We start from the raw sequence: 21,244 nt of genomic DNA, 5'->3' as shown, positions 1-21,244 counted from the left end.
CCGATCCGGGTAGCTCACCCTGTTAGCCTTCCACTAGTGTGAAGGTTGGTGCAGATCTGGTCACGATCGAAGGAGCGGGCATGCGTATAGGTGAATTGGAACAAAGGTCCGGAGTGCCGGCTCGGATGCTCCGTTACTACGAGGATCAGGGCCTGGTGACACCGCGCCGCCTCGACAACGGTTACCGGGAGTATGACGAATACCTTGTTGACCGCGTGGCGAAAATCCGCGGGCTCATCGACTCGGGTATCCCGACCAGGATCATCGGCAACATCCTGCCGTGCCTGAACCAGCCGCAGACCGTCGTCGTCGACGACGCTGACCCGGAACTCCTGGAAATTCTGCGGCAGGAGCGGGACCGGATGACGCACAAGATCGACGTCCTTTCGCAGAACCGGGATGCCATCACCCGCTACGTCCAGGCCCTGGAGGCCGCCGCCGGCAGCAAGAGCAGCATCGTCACCGAACGCCAGCCGGCGTAGCAGCGGGCGCACGATTTGACCTTCCCACTAGTGAGAAGGTTGCACGATGGGTAGATGACCTCCTCCTCCTCTTCAAAACTAATCCTCGGCCTGCAGCTCGGTAATGGGTACGGCGCCCACGGGTCGGCCTGGCGCGCCGCGGGCGTGGACCCGGCCAATTACGCCGATTTCGACGCGCAGGTGCGCTACGCCCAGGCCGCCGAACGGGGCAAGTTCGCGTTCCTGTTCCTGCCTGACTTCCTGGCCTATGAAGCAGATGGCGTGCAGGAGGCGCCGATGCTCACCCTGGAACCCATGCTGACCCTGGCAGCCATAGCCCGCGCGACCGAGCGCATCGGTCTGGTAGCGACCGGCTCGACGACCTTCAACGAGCCCTACAACCTCGCTCGCCAGTTCAAGGCCCTGGATGTGATGAGTCATGGCCGGACCGGGTGGAACGCTGTGACGACCAGCGACCCTGCGTCCGCCGCGAACTTCGGGCAGGAGATCGCGCCCCGGCCGCAGCGTTACCAGCGGGCGCACGAGACCATCCAGATCACACAAGCTCTCTGGGGTAGCTGGCAGCAGAATGCCTGGATCAGGGACACGACGAACGCCCGGTTCATCGATCCGGAGAAGATCGAGGCCATCAACCTGCAGGGCAAATATGTCGCGTCTCGCGGTCCGCTGCCCATACCGCCGTCGGAGCAGGGCCAACCTGTGGTCTTCTCAGCCGGCGGAGGCGCGAACGGCCTCGAGATCGCCGGTCGGTACGCCAGCGCCGTCATCGGCGCAGTATTCACCATCGAGGACGCGCGCGCCCAGCGCGAAGCCGTCCGGGATGCAGCGCGCAGGGCCGGACGCAACCCTGACGAGGTGAAATTCATCGCCGGAGTGATGCCAGCCATCGCCGCCACCAAACGCGCGGCACTGGACCGCCGCGTAGCCCTCGGCGACCAAGCCGCCCCCGCCCTCGTCCCCTATCTCGGCTCCATGCTGGGACTGACTCTCGATGCGAGCCAGATCGACGAGCCACTCAGGCCCGCCCAGCTGGCAGCAGCCCGACCCAGCCCTTTCGATCCCCGCTCCCCACGGGCACTGGAGGTCGCCCGCGAAGGATGGACCCTCCGCGATATCCTCGCCCACGGGGTCATCGACTACCACCCCACCCCCGTCGGTCCGGCATCCGTCACCGCGGACCACATGCAGGAATGGTTCGAGGCAGGCGCCTGCGACGGCTTCTGGGTGTCCATCGACGTCTACGAGGACGGTATCGACACCTTCGTCGACCAGGTTGTTCCCCTGCTGCAGGAGCGCGGTCTCTTCCACGACGACTACGAAGGCACCACCCTCCGTGATCACCTCGGCGCCCCCGCCCAGTACGGCCTGGACACTCGACTCGCGGATAACGCCGAATGACGACAACCACCGACAACCCCAGCCACAATCAGAGCCACATCATTGACCAGGGTCTCTTCCGTGGCACCGTGGGACGTTACGCGTCGGGCATCACGATCATCACCAGTCACGATGACCAGGGGCCGATCGGGTTCACCTGCCAGTCGTTCTACAGTGTCCCCGTCGACCCGCCGGTCGTGTCCTTCAGCGTCATGAAAACCTCCACCACCTACCCGAGGATCCGCGACGCCGGAACCTTCACGGTCAACATCCTCTCGCGCGACCAGGAAGCAGTATCCAACCAGTTCGCCCGACGAGGCACGGACAAATGGGCCAACATCCGATGGAGCCCCACAACACAGGGCAACCCGGTCCTGGATGAAAGCCTGGCCTGGCTCGACTGCACAATCTGGGCCGAGCACGACGCCGGCGACCATCTCATCGTGCTCGGACGCGTTATCGAACTAGGAACATCTCCTAAAGAACACCCTGATCCCCTGGTGTACTTCCAAGGCCAATACCGGGCCCTCCGCGAGCTCGACCCTGCCTGATGCGTGTGTAGGTCGTTGTATCGGTGGGTCGCTTACCTTCGTCCTCGTCCGGTATATGACACCTCCGATTTGACCTTCACACTAGTGGCAATGTTGATGATGAGAGGACAGACATTGCACTAGGGAGACACATGAAGATCGGTATCATCGGCGCGGGCTCGATCGGCTCGACCATCGCCCGGCGCCTCAGCCGCCATGGGCACGACGTAATGGTCGCGAATTCCCGCGGGCCCGAGACCATCTCGGCCTCGGCCCTGAGGACTGGCGCGCGAGCCGTCACAGCTTCCGAAGCGGCCACTGACGTCGACGTCCTCATCGTCTCGGTCCCGATGAACCGCAACGAGGACATCGCCGCCCACGTCCGGCGCGCACCCGAGGCCGCCGCCGTCATCGACACGTCCAACTACTACCCGGCCCGCGACGGCATCGTCCCCGCCTTCGTTGAGGGGCAACCCGAAAGCATCTGGTTGTCCGAGCTGTTCGGCCGCCCCGTGACCAAAGCCTGGAATGCCATCACATCCCAGTCGTTCGACGCGAAGGCCGTTGAGGCCGGCACGGCAGGCCGGGTGGCAATCCCGGTGGCAGCCGACCGTGACGACCACCGGAAGCTCGCGATGTCACTGGTCGAACAGACCGGCTTCGATGCTGTCGACGCCGGAGTCCTCGCCGAGTCCTGGCGCCAGCAGCCCGGCGCCCCCGTCTACTGCACGGATCGTAGACGCGAGGAGATGCCAGCCTTCCTGGCAGCCGCCCAGAAGGAGCGCGTCCCCCAGCGCCGGGATCTGGCCATGGACGCCATCGGCGGGTACATCAATGCCGGCGGTAAACCGGACGGCAAGTTCCTCGTCGCCATCAACCGTGCCTGCTACAGCTGACGCTACGTCCCCACAACTCCCCCCCACGTACCAACGCGCACCTACTGATGCGCGCTCACACGCAAGCCAGGATGAATCCCGAATGACTTCTCACGAAGCAACAGCAACACAAGAGACCGGCGGTAACGGATCACGGTCCGACAGTGCAGGCCCGACGCAGAAACCCTCGTGGGCGGGGGTGGCCTCGCTGAGCGTGGGTGTATTCGCCCTCGTGATGGCCGAATTCCTGCCGGCAAGTCTTCTTTCCAGGGTTGCCGCGGATCTGGGAGTGACAGAGGGCGTGGCCGGTCAGTCCGTCGCCATCACAGCCATCGTCGCAGCCATTTCCGGCATCACCATCCCTGTCGTGCTCTCGCGTATGGACCGCCGGCACCTGATGATCATTCTTTCGGCGCTTGCAGTCGTATCCGATGTGCTGGTGGCGATCGCGCCGACCTACCCGATCCTTCTGGCCGCCCGCGTCCTGCTCGGCATCGCGATCGGCGGGTTTTGGGCGCTGGCGATCTCCATCACAGCGCGCCTGGTGCCTGCATCAAAGCTCGGTCTGGGTTTGACGATCGTGAACGTGGGCGTGACCCTGGCTACCGTCGCCGCCGTCCCGCTCGGCACGCTGCTCGGTGAGATCTGGGGTTGGCGTGCAGTGTTCGCTCTGGCCGCGGGCGTCGGCATCATCGCCATGGTCATCCAATTCTTCGCCCTGCCTTCGATGGTGACCGGTCCCTCAAGCGGATTCCGGCCCCTGGTACAGACACTGCGCTCCCGCATGGTCCTGCTCTGCCTGTTCACCATGGCCCTGATGGGCGCCGGTCACTTCGCCGGCTTCACCTACATCCGTCCTGCAGCGACCGAGGTCGGCGGACTCGATCCCGAGCAGCTCGCTGTCCTGCTCCTGGTGTACGGCCTGGGCATTGTGGGCGGCAATCTGATCGCCGGACCTCTCGCCGACCGCACGCTGCGCATCGCGACTCTGATCTTCCCGCTCGTCCTTGGTCTCGCGATGATCGCCTTCGTGTACATGGGCAGCAGCACCGTGCTGCTCTTCGTCGCAGCCGCGCTCTGGGGGGCCGGTTTCGGTGCTCTGCCCACGGTTATCTCGACCTGGCTTGCGCGAGCCGAACCGAGCCGCCTGGAAAGTATCGGCGGACTCCAAACCGGTGTGTTCCAGGTCGCGATTGCCCTCGGCGCGTTCATCGGTGGGCTCCTCGTCGACGGTGCCGGCGTACAGACCGCCCTGGTCCTCGGCGGCCTCGCCTCCGTGCTCGGCGGCCTGATCCTGGTGGCAGTCAAACCCCAAACGCTCGCCTAAAACAGGATGACTGGCCGACCGAACTTCTCTCCGCTGGTTACGCCCCGCCGCACACCAGGCACCGGAGATTTCCCGCCAAGACGACGACCCAACGAAAGGTTGGCGCTGAGCCGGTTTGACCTTCACATTAGTGTGAATGTGGAGACTGAAATACCGACAAGCTCTCCGATGGAGCGGTGCTTTGTCCAGTCGGTAATCCTGTGGATTCCGACCCGAACCGATGAATCCTACGAGCACCTTGGAGTCAACAGCTTATGAGTAGTGACACGCATCTCGCCCCTGCAACAGGGCCGGCCGGCATCATCGCCGATCCCCAGGGAGCGGTTACCGGCCCGAACACGACCAACTCGGCACCAACGAAACGATTGTCTCCGGGAGAGGTCCTGACGATCTCCGTCCTGGTCTTCTCGGCGTTCGTGGCGTTCCTGTCCGAGATGGTGGTCGGGGTGGCGCTGCCACAGATCATGGACGACCTGAACATCACGGCTACGACCGGGCAGTGGCTCACCACCGGCTACGCCCTCACCCTCGCGGTGATCATCCCGACCACCGGGTACATCATGCAGCGGTTCCAGCTCCGGACAATCTTCATTGTCAGCGTCGGTCTGTTCACCCTCGGCACCCTGATCGCGGCAGTTGCCCCCGGCTTCGCGCTGCTGCTCACCGGCCGGATTGTGCAGGCCCTCGGTACGGCGGTGTTGGTCCCGCTGCTGATGACGACGTCGATGGGTCTCGTTGCGCCGTCTCGTCGTGGACAGATGATGGCGTTAGTCACGGCGGTGTCTGCCGTCGCACCCGCCCTCGGTCCCGCCTTCTCCGGCCTCGTGATGTCGCAGCTGACCTGGCGGTGGCTGTTCATCATCATCTTGCCTCTGTCGGTCCTCGGCCTCCTCATCGGGGCAATCAAGATGCCGAACCTCACTACGCCGCGGCGAATCGGATTCGACACGTTGTCGCTGGTGCTCTCCGCGATCGGATTCGGCGCGTTGGTGTACGGACTAGCGAGTGCCGGCGAATCCAGCGGCGGTCACTTCTCAACAGCGTTCTGGATCGCGATCCCGCTGGGCGTGGCGGGAATCGCAGCATTCGTGTTGCGTCAGCTCCGATTGCAGCGCCGTGACGCGGCCGTTCTGGACATGCGGATCTTCATGCATGCCGGGTTCGCACGACCCGTTATCGTCTTTTCGTTCCTGGTGATGGGCGCCTTCAGTCTCGCCACCCTGCTCCCCCTCATCCTGCAGGAATCCCTCGGACTCGGTTCATTGGAGACCGGGCTGCTCATGGTGCCCGGCGGCGCGACGATTGGGATCGTGTCCCTCCTCGTCGGCCGCTACTACGACCGCATCGGAGCCCGGGGGCTTGCTATCCCGGGAGCCATCGTTGTCAGTGCCGGCTGGTGGTTCATGACGGCCTTCACCGAGAACACCTCGATGTGGGTGGTCCTGGCAACCTACATGTTCGTCTGCGCCGGCCAAGCGTTCGCCTGGGTCGCTCTCTTCACCATGTCGCTGGGATCGCTTCCTAGTGCTCTCGCTCCGCACGGCAGCGCCGCGCTCAACACTATCCAGCAGCTCGGCGGCGCGGCCGGTTTGGCAGTACTCATCGCGGTTCTCAGCTCGAACGCCGACGGCACCGACGCTACCTCCATCGCAAATGGTGCACGCGCTGCATTCACAGTCGGCACTGTTATCGCAGTCGTCGCCCTCGTGACCGCGGCATTCCTTCCGCGACACACGCGCAACGCGGACGAAGACTGAACGGCCAGCAGGACCTGACCTGTCGGCTATCGGTCGCGTCTGGCAGTGGCGAGATTGACTGGCAATGGATGCATAGAAGGAAACCGGCAACCTGCCACCATCATCAGAACACCCCCATCCGGTCATCCGCAGGACGACAACCGGGTCCGTAAGGCACGCAAGCGCCCAAAGCGAACCCCCTCTGGAGGGCCGCTGAGTTAGCAAAACGGGCTAAGTGGTCGCTACAGCTCAACGACAAATTCATGCTCCCTTTGAAAGCTTGTGACCTACGACCTCATAAAGGACTAGCACATGGGCCAGGAGCTTGTTCAGGTTCGGCCACACCCCAACCTGACGTCAGGTGGCAGCCGACAAGTTGTCAGACTGAAGCGTAATTGCCGCTTTTCTGACACGCACTCAAGAAACTCATAAAGTCCAACCTGACACTTCGGATGGGGTGGGCCAGAGTACCTCCCGGACCAACAGGATGTTGAAGAGCATCCCGTCTACAATGCAACCCGTTCGTCTCATGCCGGGCGTCCTGCAGGCAGCGAAAGAGCACGGGCAGGATGTCAGCCGCGCTGGGCGCAACCCGCCATGCCGCCCCGCCGGCGTCCTGGCCTCTTTTGAATGGAGCACCAGAACCGGTTCCGCACCGTCTGCATCCAAAGGGACGGCGCCGTGCGTGCATGCATCTCCTTCGGCTGCGCCAAATATTCTGGTTTACGGGTTCAAGTTCGGCGGTCGAAGGCCTCTGGCATTTTCGGTATCCCAAGTGCTCCGCTGGAAGCCCTCGGAAACGCGAGCCCCGCATGCCCTCCGGCGGTGAGGCTCCCGGGTCGCGGCCGCCGTTACCCCACCCCAGGGGTGGCGGCGGACAGACCGGCATACTGACGCCGGTCCCAGCGGGCAAGCTTCTTGCCCTTGTCACTCCACCGGTTGTTGTCATCGTTGGCGTGGTGCAGGCGGAAGATGAGGACATCAGCACCGGCATCCTCCGCGGCTCAGATGAGCATGGCCTCCCGAACCGTACCGGCCGAACCGGCACCGCCGGGACCTGAAGAGGAGACCCTTCCCGCCGACAAGACGTAGTAGCTGTCCGCGGCCTGCAGGGCAAAGCCGATGTGTTGCTCCACAAGGAGGATGCTCATGCCTTTCCGCTGGGACAACTCGACGATGGTCGCTTCTATTTCGGTGACGATGTTTGGCTGGATTCCCTCGGTGGGTTCGTCAAGGATCAGTAGGCGGGGGTCTGTGATGAGCGCCCGGGCGATGGCGAGCTGCTGCCGCTGGCCGCCCGAAAGCAGCCCTGCCCGGCGTTCCAGTAATGTCTGGAGCGCCGGGAACATGTGCAAGGCTTCCGCCACCCGTTCGGGGCCGTTCCTCCGCCCGTCCGCTACGAGCTGCAGGTTCTCCATGACGGACAGCTGCCCGAATGACTGCTGGCCCTGCGGCACGTAGGCCATTCCCCGGTCTACCCTGCGGTGCGGGCGTAGAGCCGAGATGTCTTCCCCGTCAAGGGTGATGCGTCCCGCGGTCGGCTTGAGAAGCCCGACGACGGCGCGCAGCAGCGTTGTCTTGCCAGCGCCGTTGTGCCCCAGGACAGAGACAACGGCTCCGTCCGGGACGCTCAGGCTGACGTTGGAGATGACTTGGGTACGTCCATAACCGGTCTCCAGATTTTCAACTTCAAGCATCAGTGGCCTCCACTCGCGAGGATCCAAGGTAGACATCCTGCACTTTTTGATCTGCCTGCACCTGGGCAACACTTCCCTCGCTGAGGACCTTGCCCGCTGCAAGCACGGTGACGGACGTTGCGAACTCCCGCACGAAATCCATGTCGTGTTCGACCACCACCGTGATACGGCTGGCCGCTATTCGACGCAACAACTCCCCGGTTTCGAACCGCTCGTCCTGGCTCATCCCGGCAATCGGCTCGTCCAGCAGGAGGACGTCCGCGTTCTGCACCAGAAGCATGCCGATCTCCAGCCATTGCTTCTGTCCGTGGGCGAGAATGCCCGCCTGTTTTCCGGCCGATCCCTCCAGCCCGATGATTTCAAGCGCCTCTTCCACCGCCGCATCCACGGTCCTGCGCCGACGGAGCATCCGAAGCGCACCGCGGCCGGCGCCGGCCGCGATGTCCAGGTTCTGGAGTACGGAAAGATTTTCAAACACGCTCGCCGTCTGGAATGTACGCCCCACCCCCAGCCGTGCGGTTTGGTGCACTTTCCGTCCGAGGATCTCTACCCCGGTGTGGTTCACTGATCCCGTGGCAGGTACCAGGCCGGTGATCGCGTCGATCACCGTTGTCTTCCCCGCGCCGTTGGGGCCGATCAGGAACCGCAGGTCGCCCTGGATGACATCGAGGCTGACGTTGTCCACGGCCAGGAATCCGTCAAAGGAGACGGACAGGTCGCGGACTTCCAGGTATTTGGGCCGGCCATGGCGGAGCCCTCCGGCCCGGGGCTCACCGTTCGGGAGCAGGGTGGGCGTGGTCATCTGCGGGCCTCCTCAGGGATAACTGTTTCTTCAGCTTCCGGCGATAGTGCCGCAAACGCTGGCGTTGTTGGTGCCGCGGGCACCGATACAGCCGGACGAATTCTGCGCCGCCTGCCCACGAGCGCCGGCACTGAAGCCAGCCCGCCGGGCATGAACCCGACCACCAGGACAAACAACAGGCCTTGGAAATACACCCAAAAGGAGGGAAAAGTGGAGGACAGGCCGGACTGGGCGGCGGCGACACCGACAGCACCGAGGACCGGCCCCAGCAACGTGGCACGGCCGCCGATGGCAACACCAATGAGGAAGGCGATGGAAGGGATCACTCCTACGTCTGCCGGAGAGATGATTCCGACGAGCGGGACGAACAGTGCGCCTGCAATGCCTGCCAGGACAGCGGCAATCACGTAGATGACGGTTTTAATGGTTGCCGGATCGTAACCAAGGAAGCGGACCCGTTCCTCCTGGTCCCGTACCGCAACCAGCAGCTCGCCGAGCCTGCTGTGCATCAGCTGCCGGGCGAGGGCTATGGACAGCAGGAACACTGACGCCGCAATCATGTACAACATCACCTTGTTGCTCGGGTCCTGCAGGTCATAGCCGAAAAATGACCGGAAGCCGCTCAGCCCGTTCGAGCCGCCAGTGGTGGCCTGTTGACCAATAAGGAACACAGCGAATGCAGCGGCCAGCGCTTGGCTCAGGATTGCGAAGTAGGCACCCTTCACCCGGCGCTTGAAGACCGCCAGACCCAGGACAAGTGCCACCAGCGCCGGGATCAGCACCACCGCAAGCAGAGTTACAGCCGGGCTTCGGAACGGCTCCCACCAGCCGGGCACCTCGCCGTTGCCGTAAAGGGACATGAAGTCCGGCACGCCGGAGCCGCCGAAAAGTGACGCGTCGGCAAGCTTCATGTGCATCGCCATGATGTAGGCGCCAAGCCCGAAGAACACCCCCTGGCCAAGGGTCAGCATGCCGCCGCGCCCCCACGCCAGGCCAATGCCCACCGCCACGATAGCGAAGCAAAGGAACTTTCCCAGCAGTCCCAGGCTGAACGCTGGAAGAATCACCGGTGCAACACCCAGGAGCAGGACCGCACCGGCGGCGAACGCCGCCGCAGTACCCAACCGTCCGCGCAGAAGGCCCCTCATGCCAGGCTCCTCGTCTTGAGGCTGAAGATGCCCTGCGGCCGGAGCTGAAGGAACACCACGATCAATATCAGGATCAGGACCTTGCCGATGCTCGCCGTCGTCGAGTACTCAAAGATGGACTGCAGCACGCCAAGGGAAAATGCGGCGATGACTGCCCCCTTGATTTGGCCAATGCCACCGGCCACCACCACCAGGAAGGCATCAACGATGTAGTTGGTGCCGAGGTAGGGACTGGTTGAACCAATGAGGGTGACAGCGACACCGGCTACACCGGCCAGGCCGGAACCGATGAAGAACGTTAGTTGGTCGCTGCGCCGGGTTGAGACACCGCTGGTTTCTGCCAGGTCCCGGTTCAGCACAACAGCCCGGATGCGGCGCCCCAGTGGCGTAGCCCTAAGCAGGAGGACCAAACCTGCCAGGCACACCAGCGAGAGAGCCAGGATAAAGAGCCGGGTCAGCGGGATCGGCGCACCCAGCAACTCGATGTTTCCCTGAAGCCAGGCTGGCGCGCGGACATCCACGCTGGGTGCGCCGAAGAGGTCCCGTGCGGCTTGCTGCAGGATGAGCGCTACCCCAAAAGTAACCAGAAGCGTGTCCAGGGGCCGGTGGTACATGCGGCGTAACAGCACCGCCTCGAGCACCAGCCCCAGGACACCGCCCACGACGAAACCCACCGGAATGGAAACCAGCAGTGAAACCCCGGCATCCGAGATGGCCTGCTGAACCACAAAGGCTGTATAGGCTCCGGCCATCATAAATTCACCGTGGGCCATGTTGATGACACCCATTTGACCAAAAGTCAACGACAACCCGAGTGCCGCCAGGAGCAGCACGGAACCGAGGCTGAGCCCGGCGAACATCTGCCCTATCAGGAGTTCCATTCCAGCAGGCCTTTCTTCGATGTGTGGGCAGCTGTTACTTGGCCAAATCCTTGGCCCAGTCGTAGGTGGCCAGGAAAGGATCCGGTTTAACGGCTTCCGGTGAGGACCAGACGGTGTCAATGAGGCCCTCCGCGTTGATCTTGCCAATCCGGGGAGTCTTGGTGATGTGGTTGTTCTCCCCGTCCACTGTCACCAGGCCTTCGGGCGCCTCAAAGGTGACCCCGTCCGCTGCGGCCTGAACCTTGTCCACGTCGAATGACCCGGCCTTTTCCACCATGGCCTTCCAGAGATACAGGGAGGTGTAGGCAGCCTCCATGGGGTCGCTCGTCACCCTCTCGGCACCGAACTTCGCCTTGAACGCTGCGACGAACTTCTTGTTGGCTGGGGTATCAAGGGTCTGGTAGTAGTCCCAAGCCGTCAACTGTCCTTCAACGTTGTCCAGGCCGACGCCGGGAACTTCCTCTTCGGCAATGGAAACCGAGACAACGGGCATGCTGTCAGCCGCCAGGCCGACGCTCTTGTACTGACGGAAGAAGGCCACATTGCTGTCGCCGTTTAAAGTGTTGAAGACCGCGTCGGCTTTGGAGTCCCGCACTTTATTTACGATGGTGGAAAACTCGGTCGAGCCGAGCGGCGTGTACTCTTCGCCTAGAATTTCCATGCCCTTGGCAGCGGCGTAGGCCCGAATGATCTTGTTGGCCGTCCGCGGGAAGACATAGTCGCTGCCCACCAGGAAAAGCGACTTTGTTCCCTGCTCAGCCAGGTAATCCAGAGCGGGAATGATTTGCTGGTTCGTAGTGGCGCCGGTATAGAAAATGTTTTTCGACGACTCCAGGCCTTCGTACTGCACCGGATAAAACAGAAGGGCATCGTTGGCTTCGAACACCGGGAGCATGGCTTTGCGGCTTGACGAGGTCCAGCCGCCGAAGACTGCAGCTGTGCAGTCCTGTTGAATGAGTTTTCCGGCACGCTCGGCAAACTTGGTCGGTTCGCTGGCGCCGTCCTCACTGACCACCTGTAGCTGCTTGCCCAAAACACCGCCGGAAGCATTGATTTCCTCCGCGGCCAGGGTCAGGGAGTCGAAGACGGTGCTCTCGCTGATGGCCATGGTGCCGGACAGGGAGTTTATGAAACCCACTTTGATGCTGTTGCCTGACGTGTCCACACAGGAACTGCCGCTGCTGGCGGTGGAGCCTCCGGACGCCGGGTCCGCAATCTGGCTGCCACAACCTGCCAGCACCGTGGCCACAGCGGCCGCAGTAAGGGGAAGGAAAGCGCGTTTGTTAACCGAAACCCTCATGTGTACCTGCTTCTCATTCAGCCGCTGCCAAGGCAGCGGCTCGCCTCCAAGGCCTTGGGAAGTGACCTCTTGCGATGAATGTAGGAGCCGATTGTTTCGGTGCCTGGAGGATTGGTTTCGGGACAGTTTCCAAACTGTTGCCTGGGCTGGCCCAAAGCCACGGCGCAGGAAGTAACGCGCGGAAGAACCGCGGGAAAGCGGGACGCTGAGATTTAACCTGCGGGAAACGTGCTGATTCGTAACTTAGGCCTGCGGGCCGGACACAATCCACGAAGGCAATGGCACCGCTCACCTGCGGTTATAGGAAAATAGGCGGCCAGCGGCCGGCTCGCGCCAGGCGGAAGTAGCGGCGCCTACCGCCCGATGGCGCGCGGCCGCCAGAGCACCACGGCCTGCGACCGCGGCCGGGGCCGTTGGCCCCGGGCCAGGCTCACCACGTCGCCGGCAGCACCGGCTGCGAAAATGCGCGAATCGAATGGCTGCGGCCGGCGGCTCAGTTCGTCCGCCAGCTCGGAAACCCGGCGCTGCAAAGCGGCCACCTGGTTTTCGAGCTCGAGGATCCGTTTGATGCCTTCGAGCGAGACGCCTTCCTGGGAGAGCCGCTGCACCTCGCGCAACATGTTGATGTCGCGCTGCGAGTAGCGGCGGGACTTTCCGGGCGCGCGGCTGGGCGAGACGATGCCCATCCGGTCGTACTGCCGAAGGGTCTGGGGGTGCATGTCCGCCAGTTCAGCCGCCACCGAAATTACAAAGATCGGCTGGTCTGAGTTGATGTCCACGGCTCACCCGCTGCTAAAGCCGGGCCTTGGCGGCCAGGCCCTCTCGGACGTCAGCGCCGGCTGTGGCATCGGCAAACGCCTTCACCGCAGCTTCAGCTTCCTTGTTCAGGTTCTTGGGCACGGCGACGTCGATGGTCACCAGCAGGTCCCCGGTCCCCTTGGACGTTTTCACGCCTTTGCCCTTGACCCGCAGCGTACGGCCCGACGGCGTACCGGCCGGCACGCGGACCCGCACCTTTTCGCCGTCAATGGTGGGCACTTCGATATCGGCACCCAGCGCAGCTTCGGGAAAGGTGACCGGGACGTGCACGCGGAGGTTGTCGCCGTCGCGGGTGTAAAACTCGTGCGGCTTGACCGCCACGGAGACCACGAGGTCGCCGTTGCCGGCCGGACCCGGCTGGCCCTTGCCTCGCACCCGGACCTTCTGGCCGTCCTTGATGCCGGCAGGCACGCGGACGTCGATGACTTCACCGCTGGGTTCCCGCAGCCCGATGGTGGTGCCGCGGATGGAACCCGAGAAGGAGATGCTGGTGGAGGCAGACCGGTCGGCGCCTTTCTGCGGAGCGCGCTGGAAACCCGTCTGGCCGAAACCGCCGCCAAACAGGTCCGCAAACTCGGGCGGGATGCCGCCCGAAGAAGGATTGAAGCCCCCGGCGTGGCGTCCGGTGTTGCCCGTGAAAAGGCCGCCGAACATGTCCTCAAACCCGCCGTTGCCTCCTCCGGCACCGCCGGGAGCAAAGCGGGCCCCGCCTCCCATGGCGCGGATGGCGTCATACTGCTGGCGCTCTTCGGGATCGGAGAGAACAGAGTGAGCCTCGGAGATGTCCTTGAACTTCTTCTCGGAAGCAGAGTTCCCCGAGTTGGTATCAGGGTGGTGCTCGCGTGCCAGCTTCCGGTAAGCCTTCTTGATATCGGCGTCGGAAGCGTCCTTGGCGACACCAAGGATCTTGTAAAAGTCCTTGTCCACCCAATCCTGGCTAGCCAATGGCGTTTCCTTTCGAAAGTTATGAATCGGTGGTTGAGCTTATCGAAACCCAAGTTTCGACAAGCTCAACCACCGGAGTATAGCTACGCAGGTACTGCGACGATGACCTGGGCGGCCCGGAGGACGCGTTCGCCTGACTTGTAGCCGGAGCGGAGCACCTGGCTGACGGTGTCAACTTCGATGTCCCCGCCGGGCTGCTGGATGAGGGCCTCGTGGATCGTGGGATCGAACTCCACGCCGGTCTCGTCGATCCGAACCAAACCGTAGGTCTTCAGCGCGTTCTCCAGCTTTGCGGCGATCGCGGCGAAGGGGCCGTCGGCGAGGTCACCATGCTGCCGGGCGGCGTCGACGTCGTCCAATACCGGAAGCAGGGAGTTCAGGACGCCGATGACGGCCATCTCCCCTGCCACGGCACGGTCGCGTTCAACGCGCTTGCGGTAGTTGACGTACTCGGCCTGCAGGCGGAGGAGGTCGTTCTTCAGCTCTGCCGCCTCAGCTGAGGAGCCACCTGCCGAAACGCCCTGCGCCACGGATTCCTCTGCCGGCACCTGGATGCCGTTGAGGATCTCTTCGGCCTGGGCAAGCGCGTCGCCGTCGGAATCCACTGCTTCAGAAGGGTCGCCGGGAACAGTGTTGCCGCCTTCAGCGTGCCCGCCCTCGGGGTGGCGGGCAGCCCCGGTCACCGGGTCAACCTTGCGGTTGTCCCGGATGACCGGTTCCTGGCGGCCGTTGCCCTGCTGCTCCTGGAGGTGCTCTTCACGGGGTGACGTGTTGTGCTCTTCCTCGTTACCGTGGTGCGGCATGGTTACTTCTTCGCTTCGTCTTCGTCGATGATCTCGGCGTCGACGATGTCTTCGTCGCCCTTGTCACCGGCCGGAGCGCCGCCTTCAGCACCTGCGGCACCGGTTGCGCCGTTGGGGGAACCGGCCTGGGAGTAGATGGCCTCGCCCAGCTTGCCCTGGGAAGCCTGGAGCTTCTCAAAGGCGGCCTTCACTGCGGCGTCGTCCGTGCCTTCAAGGGCCTTCTTGAGGTCGTCAACGTCGGTCTGGACCTCGGTCTTGACCTCTTCAGGCAGCTTGTCGGCGTTGTCGGCGATGAGCTTGTCCACGGAGTAGGCAAGCTGCTCGGCGGTGTTGCGGGTGTCGGTGGCCTCACGGCGGGCCTTGTCCTCGGCTGCGTGCTCCTCGGCATCCTTGACCATGCGGTCGATGTCTTCCTTGGAGAGGCTGGAACCGCCCGTGATGGTCATGGACTGTTCCTTGCCGGTGCCCTTGTCCTTGGCGGAGACGTGGACAATGCCGTTGGCGTCGATGTCGAAGGTGACCTCAACCTGCGGGACGCCGCGCGGAGCCGGCGCGATGCCGGTCAGCTCGAACGTTCCCAGCGGCTTGTTGTCGCGGGTGAACTCGCGCTCGCCCTGGAAGACCTGGATAGCCACAGACGGCTGGTTGTCATCAGCCGTGGTGAAGGTCTCGGACCGCTTAGTGGGGATGGCGGTGTTGCGCTCGATCAGGTGCGTCATCACGCCACCCTTGGTTTCGATGCCGAGGGACAGCGGGGTGACGTCGATCAGGAGTACGTCCTTGCGCTCACCCTTCAGCACACCGGCCTGGAGGGCTGCGCCAACAGCGACGACCTCATCCGGGTTCACGCCCTTGTTGGGCTCCTTGCCGCCGGCCAGTTCCTTGACCAGGTCGTAAACCGCAGGCATACGGGTGGAGCCGCCGACGAGGACGATGTGGTTGATGTCGGAGAGCTTAATGCCGGCTTCCTTGATCACATCGTGGAAGGGCTTCTTGGTGCGCTCAAGCAGGTCCTTGGTGAGGTCCTGGAACTTGGCGCGGGTCAGCTGCTCGTCCAGGTGGACCGGGCCGTCGGGGGTGACGGACAGGTACTGGAGGGAGACGTTGGTGCTGGTGGAGGAGGAAAGTTCCTTCTTGGCCTGCTCTGCTGCTTCGCGGAGGCGCTGGAGGGCGATCTTGTCCTTGGACAGGTCGATGCCCTTGACCTTGAGCTGGTTGAGCAGGTAGTCAACGACGCGCTGGTCCCAGTCGTCGCCGCCGAGGCGGTTATCACCGGCGGTGGCGCGGACCTGGATGGTGGAGAAGTTGTCTTCGTCCTTGCCGACCTCCAGCAGGGAGACGTCGAAGGTGCCGCCGCCGAGGTCGAAGACCAGGATGAGTTCGTCTTCCTTGCCCTTGTCCAGGCCGTAGGCCAGTGCCGCGGCGGTGGGCTCGTTGACGATGCGCAGGACGTTCAGGCCCGCGATCTCGCCGGCTTCCTTGGTCGCCTGGCGCTCGGCGTCGTTGAAGTAGGCCGGGACGGTGATGACGGCGTCGGTGACCTTTTCACCCAGGTAGGACTCGGCGTCGTTCTTCAGCTTCATGAGGATACGCGCGGAGATTTCCTGCGGGGTGTACTTCTTCTCATCGATGCCGACGGTCCAGCCGGTGCCCATGTGGCGCTTGACGGAAGCGATGGTGCGGTCGATGTTGTTGACGGCCTGGCGCTTGGCGATCTCGCCGACCAGGACCTCGCCGGACTTGGAGAATGCAACGACGGACGGCGTGGTGCGGCCACCCTCGGCGTTGGCAATAACGGTGGGCTCGCCACCTTCGAGAACGGAGACGACGGAGTTGGTGGTTCCGAGGTCGATACCTACTGCACGTGACATGTATTGCTTCCTTCTTTTCTTGGAAACTGCGGGCGCCCAGACAATTGAGCGTTCTGCACTCAACTCTACTCAGGGCGTCAGCAATGTCAATCCAAAGTTGAGTGACCTACGCTCAAGTCTGGGTTTAGGCAGTGCGGGGCGGGCTTGGGTTTCCGCGAAAAGCCGGTGTTAAAAGCGAACGACGACGGCTCTCCGTTTCGCTGCTGGAGAACGCCGCCGCCGTACTGCCTGCCTGGTTGTGCTACCTGTCTCCGTCCCGGTGACCGTGAAGGGGCCCCCGCTCCTCCGCGGTGGTGTTGACCTGCCCGTCCGTAAGCCTTTCGCGGATGCTGTCCGTTTCGTGGGCCGTTCCGGCGGTGCCGGCAGAGCCGTAGTCGCCGTCCTCGTATTCCCCGTCTTCAAGGTTTCGGGCAGCGTCACCGGCGGTGCCGGCATCTCCGTAGTCGCCGCTCACGTATTGCCCGCCTTCGCCCTCAAGGCCGGGGGCAGTGCTTCCTTCGCGGGGCTCCTCGCCGAAAGTTTCCTGGTTCTCAGTCATGGTGCATCTCTCCTTTGAGTTCCGCGTCCATGCGGGCGCATTTGCAGTCTATCCAGCAGGACTTTCCGTCAACAGGGTTCCGAATCGGCCTATGGTTCACTAAGTGCATGACGTGGCCAGAGGATTTTTGGGGAATGCACTTCGCTGACTGGGTGTCACTCCTTCCGGCTGCTATTGCCGTCTATGCGGTTTTTAGCGCCTGGAGGGCGAGACCCGCGTCACTGATGGGGAGACGCCGACACGCAGCGATGAAGGGCGTTCGCGTACCTCGCAAATCATCCTTCTCGCGGGTAAAGGCAATAATCCGGGGTGCTCCACACAGCGCTGCTGACGAACTCAACTGGCTGGCGAACATCTACTCATCGCACCGGTTATATCAAGATGCTGACGTCGCGCCCTCGAATTTGATCAGTTACAGCGCAAATCGCAGCCAGATCGTGGATTTGTCGAGGGCGTATCTGGCATATGCCGCCGACCTCAGGAGAGGTTCTCTGTTAGGTACGGCCGCGGCTCCTGTTGTAACTCAGGAAATACAAATGGCCACCATGACCGCAAACCTTTTAGCAGAAGCTGCGTCTGGCCAAACTATGAAGACTCCCGAAAGCTTTAAAATCGAAAGTCCAAAATTTCGGAGGGAACTCGAGATATTCAACTTGCCAGAGCTGACTTCGGGAACCTTGGCTTATGACCTTTTTGTCAGCTATAGGCGCCACCGCTTAGCGCCCTCAGCACCAACTCAAACCATACCGAGGACCGATCGCCCACAATCCCTCGAAAATCCTGGCCTTGAGCAGTTCTCACTTAACGTTTCCGAAGAAGACCTTTTATTGCTGTCAGAAAAGCTCGCAAAACAACACGCTTTCGACGGCGTTTTACCCCGACTGCTGGATTGGCGAATGGAAAGAGATGAATCGAACGGCAGACTTCGCCTCCACCTAGCATTGTCGGAGACAACGTTCGGCGCCGTAATCCTCGATCATTATCCTGCTGCATTTAGAGACATGACCGGTGAAAATCGCAAAGTAGATGGGGCCTACGCCCGACTCCTCACACTTTCCGCCTCTGTTATAACATCAGACAAGATGCTGCTTTTTGCCAGCAGATCGAGATTGGCAGGATCTCATCCCAACCAATTCGGTCCCGCTGTAAACGGCAATCTCGAACTTCGAACGCGCAAGGGAGTGTTTCCTGACGGCGACGAATATGGACTTCCTGATCCGAGGAGGGCGTTGGCAAGGGAGGCCCGCGAAGAGCTGGGGTTGCGGTTGGGGCCTGCAGCGTTTCAGACCCTGGGCATAGGAAAGTTCACGGTTGATGACAAAGAGCGCGGGACGAATGTCCTCATGACACTAGCCCAAGTGGAACAAACCGCTGACCAGATTCGGCAGGGCGTACGGGAGTCCGACCCCATGGAAGGCCGGTGGGAATTGGGTGCTCATCTCCTAGCAGCGCCTCTGCCTTCCAATGACAGTGACGTCGATCTTATGTTGTCTTGGCTCCTTCATGATCCTCGCCTCACCCCACACTCAGTGCTGGTGGGATGCGCAACGCTAGCTCGCTTCTTTGCGGTTGATGCCGCGCGTATCCAAAACGCTGCAGCCGCGCCCACCGGCGCATGGGCAACCGAAGTGCTCACTTTGTCATCGTGACTCTACTTACCTCAAGCAACCGGAGCATGGATGCGCTGTCCGACCTCAGCGCCCGGGGAAAGAAATGAACCCAAGCTCCTCCGGCCGCCCTCCTTATTGTTCAGCTCTTATTGGACGGTGGCCGGAAGGGGCGCCTGCCAGGCAGGGCACCCCCATCAGGTCCTGCTTACCGGCGGCCGGCTCCTTCCAGGTCGGTTTCGTGGCTCCGGCCGGCCTCGCCCCATACGGCGGCGTCCTGTTCGGGGCGGCCCGGCTTGCCCGGCCACCAGATCCGGGGACCGATGTCATAGGCCAGGGCGGGCACCAGCAGCGAGCGCACCAGGACGGTGTCAAGCAGCACTCCGAACGCGACGATGAACGCCAGCTGCACCAGGAACATGATGGGAATGACGCCCAGCGCGGCGAAGGTCGCTGCCAGCACCACGCCTGCGGATGTGATGACGCCGCCGGTGACGCTGAGTCCCCGGAGAATGCCGGGGCGGGTGCCGTGCTTGAGGGATTCCTCGCGGACCCGGCTCATCAGGAAGATGTTGTAGTCCACGCCGAGGGCGACAAGGAATACAAAACCGAACAACGGTACGGTGGCGTCCGCGCCCGGGAAGCCCAGGATGTTGTTGAACACCAGCGCCGAGACGCCCATGGCGGCCGCGTAGGAGAGCACCACGGAGAGCACCAGCAGGACCGGCGCCAGGACTGAGCGCAGCAGCAGCATAAGGATGAAGAGGATGACCACCAGGACAACCGGGATGATGATCACCAGGTCCCGCTGCGCGGTGGTGTTGGTGTCCAGGGCTGTCGCCGTCACGCCTCCCACCAGCGCGCCCGGGTCCACCGCCTTGATGTCGTCGCGAAGGGCCTTCACAGCCTCCTCGGCCTCGATGGAATCAGCTGCGGAGTTCAGCGTGGCATTGATCAGCACCTTTCCTTCGCGGACGTCCGGCGAGCTGGGAGCGCCGGGGGCTCCGGTAATGGGCACCGAGCCCTGGGCCAGCAGGTAGGCCTCGCCCACGCCGTCGGCCGCCTTCACAGTGTCCAGCACCTCCTGTGCCTTCCCTTGATCCGCGACCACGACGGCGGGGCTGCCGCTGCCGGCGTCGAAATGGCGTGCCAAGGCGTCCTGGCCGTCCACCGCATTGGAAGCACTGAGGATGACGTCCGTCTGCGGGACGCCGTTGGCCTTGAGCTGCAGGAGACCGGCGGAACCGGCAAGCAGAACGAGTACCGAGGCAACCCAGATGATGCGGGGGCGCCGGGAAACCAGCGAGCCGGTGGCCCGCCACAGTCCCTTCTGGCCTTCCAGCCCGGTCACGATCTCCGGCCCACGCGCGCCTGCCGGCGCAAGCTTCGGGCGGAAGGGCCAGAACGCTGCGCGGCCCAAAAGGGCCATCAGTGCGGGTAGCAGGGTCAGGGCTGCGAACAGCGAGCAGAGGATGCCTGCTGCAGCCACCGGCCCCAAGGCTTTGTTGGAGTTGAGGTCCGAGAAGAGCAGGCACAGCAGCGCGATGATCACGGTGGCGCCTGAAGCCAGGATGGGCTCGAAGGAGGCTTTCCAGGCAGTCAACACGGCGGCCGTGCGGTTGCTCGTATGGGTGAGGGCTTCACGGAACCTTGCCACATACAGCAGCGCGTAGTCCGTGGCGGCGCCGATCACCAGGATGGACAGGATGCCCTGGCTCTGGCCGTTGAGCTGGATCCAGCCCGCCTTGGCCATGCCAAAGACCAGCAGGATCGCCGCGCACAGTGCGAAGACCGAGGTCAGGAGCACCACGATGGGAAGCAGCAGTGAGCGGTAGACAACCAGCAGGATCACGAACACGGCGGCCAGCGCCACGAGCAGGAGGATTCCATCGATGCCGGCAAAGGCTGCGGTGAGATCGGCAGCAAGCCCGGCAGGACCGGTAACGAACGTGCGCAGGCCTTCCGGTGCCGCCTCGGCCACGGTGTCCCGCAGTTCCTGGACGGCCTCCTTGATCTCGGCGGAAGAATCAATCGGGGCGATGAACTGGACTGCCTTGCCGTCCTCGGAGGGGATGGGTCCGATCACGGCGCTGCCGAGCTCGAGGCCTTCAAGCTCTGTCCGGAGGCTTGCAATGTCGCCCAGCTGTTCCGGACTCAAAGCTTCCTCGCCCTCCAGGACGATGACGCCGGGAACTTCATCGGAGTCCCGGAACTTTGCTTGCCAGTCACGCGCGGCGGTTGCCTCGGCGCTGGCGGGCAGGAAAGACGCTTGATCGTTGGAGGAGACCTCTTCCAGGCGACCGAAGGTGGGACCGCCCACCCCTGCAAGGGCCAGCCACGTCAAGACCAGGATCACGGGAAGCAGCCAGCGCAGCCAGAACGGGACGCGTTCCTTGGCATGGGAGTGGGAGTTCATGGGGCCTTCCTAGTGCTGGGCAGGAGTAGAATTGGTTCCATATTAAAGTATCTCTGCGATGGAGATAAGTGTTTACCTAGCTTTTTCTCT

The 21,244-nt window shown here is 63.0% G+C and carries 18 protein-coding genes; 7 read left to right on the top strand and 11 right to left on the bottom strand.

From position 1 onward, the window contains the following. Positions 1-80: 80 nt before the first annotated feature. The 6 genes from AC5RT4_RS04410 (at position 81) to AC5RT4_RS04385 (ending at position 6,348) form a co-directional block, all read left to right on the top strand. Complete coding sequence (locus AC5RT4_RS04410) at positions 81-482, top strand: MerR family transcriptional regulator (RefSeq protein WP_494104954.1); 402 nt, start codon at positions 81-83, stop codon at positions 480-482. 54 nt (positions 483-536) lie between these two features. Then, a complete protein-coding gene (locus tag AC5RT4_RS04405) occupies positions 537-1,880 on the top strand; it encodes an NtaA/DmoA family FMN-dependent monooxygenase (protein WP_494104953.1) in 1,344 nt (447 codons plus the stop codon). After that, positions 1,877-2,410, top strand: a complete 534-nt coding sequence (locus tag AC5RT4_RS04400; protein WP_494104952.1) for a flavin reductase family protein — start codon at positions 1,877-1,879, stop codon at positions 2,408-2,410. The genes AC5RT4_RS04405 and AC5RT4_RS04400 overlap by 4 nt, the downstream gene beginning before the upstream one ends. A 113-nt stretch (positions 2,411-2,523) precedes the next feature. Next, entirely contained in the window at positions 2,524-3,285 is a 762-nt protein-coding gene (locus tag AC5RT4_RS04395) for an NADPH-dependent F420 reductase (RefSeq protein ID WP_494105142.1), read from the top strand. Between the two features lie 82 nt (positions 3,286-3,367). Then, positions 3,368-4,591 (top strand): MFS transporter, encoded by a 1,224-nt coding sequence (locus AC5RT4_RS04390; protein ID WP_494104951.1) that lies wholly within the window; start codon positions 3,368-3,370, stop codon positions 4,589-4,591. A gap of 254 nt (positions 4,592-4,845) precedes the next feature. Further along, positions 4,846-6,348: a DHA2 family efflux MFS transporter permease subunit gene (locus AC5RT4_RS04385; RefSeq protein ID WP_494104950.1), complete on the top strand. Its 1,503-nt coding sequence runs from the start codon at positions 4,846-4,848 to the stop codon at positions 6,346-6,348. A gap of 983 nt (positions 6,349-7,331) precedes the next feature. Here the strand turns inward: AC5RT4_RS04385 and urtE are convergent. The 10 genes from urtE to AC5RT4_RS04335 form a co-directional block, all read right to left on the bottom strand. After that, on the bottom strand, positions 7,332-8,024 hold the full coding sequence (gene urtE / locus AC5RT4_RS04380) for an urea ABC transporter ATP-binding subunit UrtE (protein ID WP_494042482.1): 693 nt from the start codon (positions 8,022-8,024) through the stop codon (positions 7,332-7,334). Further along, positions 8,017-8,826 carry an urea ABC transporter ATP-binding protein UrtD gene (gene urtD, locus AC5RT4_RS04375; RefSeq protein ID WP_494104949.1) on the bottom strand — a complete coding sequence of 270 codons (810 nt, stop codon included), beginning with the start codon at positions 8,824-8,826 and terminating at the stop codon, positions 8,017-8,019. Before urtD ends, urtE begins: the two co-directional genes overlap by 8 nt. Further along, positions 8,823-9,974 (bottom strand): urea ABC transporter permease subunit UrtC, encoded by a 1,152-nt coding sequence (urtC, locus tag AC5RT4_RS04370; RefSeq protein WP_494104948.1) that lies wholly within the window; start codon positions 9,972-9,974, stop codon positions 8,823-8,825. The genes urtD and urtC overlap by 4 nt, the downstream gene beginning before the upstream one ends. Continuing rightward, positions 9,971-10,855, bottom strand: coding sequence for an urea ABC transporter permease subunit UrtB (urtB, locus tag AC5RT4_RS04365; protein ID WP_494104947.1), 885 nt, complete (start codon positions 10,853-10,855; stop codon positions 9,971-9,973). Before urtB ends, urtC begins: the two co-directional genes overlap by 4 nt. A gap of 34 nt (positions 10,856-10,889) precedes the next feature. Beyond that, positions 10,890-12,155 carry an urea ABC transporter substrate-binding protein gene (urtA, locus tag AC5RT4_RS04360; protein WP_494104946.1) on the bottom strand — a complete coding sequence of 422 codons (1,266 nt, stop codon included), beginning with the start codon at positions 12,153-12,155 and terminating at the stop codon, positions 10,890-10,892. Positions 12,156-12,508: 353 nt separating this feature from the next. Continuing rightward, positions 12,509-12,934: a heat shock protein transcriptional repressor HspR gene (locus tag AC5RT4_RS04355; protein ID WP_494042475.1), complete on the bottom strand. Its 426-nt coding sequence runs from the start codon at positions 12,932-12,934 to the stop codon at positions 12,509-12,511. 13 nt (positions 12,935-12,947) lie between these two features. Next, the gene (locus tag AC5RT4_RS04350) at positions 12,948-13,919 is read right to left on the bottom strand and encodes a DnaJ C-terminal domain-containing protein (RefSeq protein ID WP_494104945.1); all 972 of its coding nucleotides are present in this window, start codon (positions 13,917-13,919) and stop codon (positions 12,948-12,950) included. A gap of 83 nt (positions 13,920-14,002) precedes the next feature. Further along, the gene (locus AC5RT4_RS04345; RefSeq protein WP_494104944.1) at positions 14,003-14,722 is read right to left on the bottom strand and encodes a nucleotide exchange factor GrpE; all 720 of its coding nucleotides are present in this window, start codon (positions 14,720-14,722) and stop codon (positions 14,003-14,005) included. A 2-nt stretch (positions 14,723-14,724) separates the two neighbouring features. After that, on the bottom strand, positions 14,725-16,593 hold the full coding sequence (dnaK, locus tag AC5RT4_RS04340) for a molecular chaperone DnaK (RefSeq protein WP_494104943.1): 1,869 nt from the start codon (positions 16,591-16,593) through the stop codon (positions 14,725-14,727). Positions 16,594-16,834: 241 nt separating this feature from the next. Further along, positions 16,835-17,131 carry a hypothetical protein gene (locus tag AC5RT4_RS04335; protein WP_494042471.1) on the bottom strand — a complete coding sequence of 99 codons (297 nt, stop codon included), beginning with the start codon at positions 17,129-17,131 and terminating at the stop codon, positions 16,835-16,837. Between the two features lie 536 nt (positions 17,132-17,667). Between AC5RT4_RS04335 and AC5RT4_RS04330 the strand changes: the two genes are divergently transcribed. Further along, positions 17,668-18,780, top strand: a complete 1,113-nt coding sequence (locus AC5RT4_RS04330) for an NUDIX hydrolase (RefSeq protein WP_494104942.1) — start codon at positions 17,668-17,670, stop codon at positions 18,778-18,780. Positions 18,781-18,946: 166 nt separating this feature from the next. On the opposite strand, the gene AC5RT4_RS04325 is transcribed toward AC5RT4_RS04330, so the two are convergent. After that, positions 18,947-21,154 (bottom strand): MMPL family transporter, encoded by a 2,208-nt coding sequence (locus AC5RT4_RS04325; protein WP_494042470.1) that lies wholly within the window; start codon positions 21,152-21,154, stop codon positions 18,947-18,949. Positions 21,155-21,244: the final 90 nt, after the last annotated feature.

This window comes from Arthrobacter sp. sptzw42 (genome assembly GCF_059089685.1).
The sequence above is the reverse complement of the archived record's forward strand: the minus strand, read 5'-3'. Positions and strand labels throughout refer to the sequence as shown.